The following is a 2,939-nucleotide window of genomic DNA, read 5'->3' on the forward strand; positions in this document are numbered from 1 at the left end:
CGCCCGACGCGCCCGACGGCAACGTCTCCGTCGCCGTCGTCGAAGCGAACGCCGCCGGCACGCTCTCGAACGCGACGGCCGTCCGCCGCACGCTTGCCGCGGGCGCCACGTTCGACCCGCCGTACCTACTCCCCGGCGACCGCCTCCTCGTCGAACTCCGCTCTCCAGGGCTGACCCGAGCCTACGAGGCCAGCGACGGGGCGAACGCCACCGAACGGCTGTTCCGCGCGGTGAACGAGACGGATGCGAACCTCTCCGTCGCCCAGTTCGCGGTGACGCCGGAGCGTCGACAGGCGTTCGTCTCCCTCCGCCGGAGCGACGTTCGGGTCGTCCCGGACCCGGCGAACGAGACGTTCTTCCTCCTCGTGGACACCAGAAACGTCACGCTCGTCGCCGACGACGGCGACCGACTGGCGAACCGCGACCTGGACCACCTGTCGTTCCGCGTCGTCCTCGAAGCGCCGGCCGGGAACGGGAGCCGGCAACTGTCCACCGCCGACCTCACGTTCGAACACCTCGACGCCGACGTCCGCGCCGCCGACGCCGGCAGTCCGAGCGCCGAGGCCGATCTGAACAGTTCTCCGGCCGTCGTCGGCGCGGACGGGCGCACCCTCTCGCTGACCGGGACGACGACGGTTCGCGCGAACGAGACGCTCACCGCCCGGACCGTCGGACGCGACGGCGCACCGTCGGCGTCGACGCGGGTCCGGACGACGCCGACGAACGCCTCGGCGGCGCTCGGACCCTCGCGGTTCGCCGCCACCCTCCGACTGGGGACGCTGTCGACCGCGGACTCGTTTCGGTTGGCGGTGGACCACGCGAATCGAACGCTCCTGACGCGGCACGTCTCGTCGGGTCCCCGCCGCGGTTGGGGAACGTCTCGGCCGCTGTCGTCACCGAGGGTGACCGCGCCGGCGACGTTCGCGTCACGGCGACGGTCCACCTCCCCGACGAGGGCCTGGTCGCCGTCGGCGACGACACCCGACCCGCGGCCGCGGCGGTGCCCGCCGACGAGACGGTGACGCGGACGGTGTACGCCGGCGACGAGGCGGTCGAGGACGGCCGCGTCTTCGTCTTCCTGCTGTGGGACCGAGACGAGAGCGGCGACCTGAGCGACGCCGACGAGTCGTGGCACGTCCAGGGCGACCCGGACCTGTCGCGGCGGGTGCCGGTGGAGACGCCGTCCGCGGAGACGCCGACGGCGACGGAGATGCCGCCGACGCCGACGCCCCACCCGCCGGACACGCCCACGGACGCGAACGCGGACGACACCGAAACGACCGTGCCGAGGGACGACCGCCCGACGACGACGACGGAGACCGGGACCCCCGGATTCGGCGTCCTCGCGGCCGTCACCGCCGTCGTCGCGTCGCTACTCGTCGTCGCGGCGAGTCGGCGTCGGTAAAAAGGAGCGGTCGGCGCTACTCGTAGTCCGCGCCGCCGAGGTACAGTTGCGACACCTCGGGGTTGTCGAGCAGTCCGTCGGCCTCGTCCTCGTAGGCGACGGTGCCCTGGTCGAGGACGTAGCCGCGGTCGGAGATGGACAGGCCCTCCCGGGCGTTCTGTTCGACCATGAGAATCGCGGTTCCCAGTTCGTTCACCGTCTGCACGTCTTCGAACACGTCGGCGACGATGCTCGGTGCCAGCCCCGCCGACGGTTCGTCGATGAGGAGCACGTCCGGTTCCATCACCAGCGCGCGGGCGAACGCGAGCACCTGCCGCTGGCCGCCCGAGAGCGTCCGCGCCTTCGCCTCGCGCTTGTCGTCGAGGATGGGGAAGCGGTCGTACAGTCGCCCGATGACCTCCTCGACGCCGCCGCTTCGGGCGACGCCGCCCATGCGGAGGTTCTCGTCGATGGTGAGCGAGCCGAACACGTTGTCCACCTGCGGGACGTAGCCGACGCCCATGCGGACGAGGTCCTCGGGTTCGGTGCCCGTGATGTCCTCGCCGTCCAGTCTGACGGTCCCCGTCCACGGCTTCAGGAGCCCGAAGATGGTCTTCAGCACCGTGGACTTGCCGGCCCCGTTCGGGCCGATGAGACAGACGATCTCCTCGCGGTTCAGGTGGAGGTTCAGGTCGTGGAGCACCTGTGCCTCGCCGTAGCCGGAGTCGACGCCCGAGACGTCGAGCGCGCGTTCGACGCGCGCCTCGGTGACCGCGTCTTCGGAACTCACGGGCCGGCACCTCCGAGGTAGGCGTCGATGACGCGCTGGTCGGAGCGAACCGCCTCCGGCGTCCCTTCCATCAGCACTTTGCCCTGGTCGAGGACGATGACCGGGTCTGCGAGGTCCATGATGAACGGCATGTCGTGTTCGATGATGAGGAAGGTCTGGCCCTCCTCGTTGAGTTCGCGGATGAACCGCTTGATGTCGTTCGCGAGCGTCGGGTTGACCCCGGCGACGGGTTCGTCGAGCAGCAGGATGTCGGGGTCCGTCGTGAACGCCCGCGCGAGTTCGACGAGCTTCAACTGCCCGCCGGAGAGTTCGGTCGAGGGCTGGTCGACGAGGTGGGCTATCTCGAACCGTTCGAGCAGTCGCTCCGCGCGTTCGACGTTCGCGCGTTCCTCCTGAGTCACCGTCGACGGCGACAGCCACAGGGGGAGGATGGACTCGCCCGACTGGTTCGTCGCGCCGACGAGCATCGCCTCGCGGACGGACATCCCCTCCAACCGTCTCGGCGTCTGGAACGTCCGCACCAGTCCCTGTCTGGCGGTCTCGTACGGTTTCAGCTCCGTCACCTCGGTGTCGTTCACCCAGACGCGGCCGCCGTCGAGGTCGTAGAACCCCGAGATGAGGTTGAACAGCGTGGACTTGCCCGCGCCGTTCGGGCCGATCATGCCGGTGATGGAGCCGCGTCGACTCGACGGAGACGCCGTCGGTGGCGACCAGTCCGCCGAACGTCTCCGGAGGTCCTCCGTCCGCAACACCGGGTCGGACTCC

General features: G+C 70.3%; 3 protein-coding genes and 1 pseudogene. 2 read left to right on the plus strand and 2 right to left on the minus strand.

Annotated elements, in window-relative coordinates:
- Both GJ632_RS22600 and GJ632_RS20640 read left to right on the plus strand, forming a co-directional pair.
- Positions 1 to 1,022: hypothetical protein (locus tag GJ632_RS22600; protein WP_197428131.1), on the plus strand; the 1,022-nt coding region annotated here is incomplete at its 5' end.
- Positions 1,001 to 1,405: a hypothetical protein gene (locus GJ632_RS20640; RefSeq protein ID WP_191453902.1), complete on the plus strand. Its 405-nt coding sequence runs from the start codon at positions 1,001 to 1,003 to the stop codon at positions 1,403 to 1,405. The genes GJ632_RS22600 and GJ632_RS20640, both read left to right, overlap by 22 nt.
- 16 nt (positions 1,406 to 1,421) lie before the next feature.
- On the opposite strand, the gene GJ632_RS20645 is transcribed toward GJ632_RS20640, so the two are convergent.
- Positions 1,422 to 2,174 (minus strand): ABC transporter ATP-binding protein, encoded by a 753-nt coding sequence (locus GJ632_RS20645; RefSeq protein WP_089806157.1) that lies wholly within the window; start codon positions 2,172 to 2,174, stop codon positions 1,422 to 1,424.
- Positions 2,171 to 2,939 (minus strand): annotated as a pseudogene (locus GJ632_RS20650) (ABC transporter ATP-binding protein); the annotation flags it as partial. The gene GJ632_RS20645 and the pseudogene GJ632_RS20650, both read right to left, overlap by 4 nt.

The sequence above is a fragment of the Halogeometricum sp. CBA1124 genome (assembly GCF_009741955.1).
Taxonomy (GTDB): domain Archaea; phylum Halobacteriota; class Halobacteria; order Halobacteriales; family Haloferacaceae; genus Halogeometricum; species Halogeometricum rufum.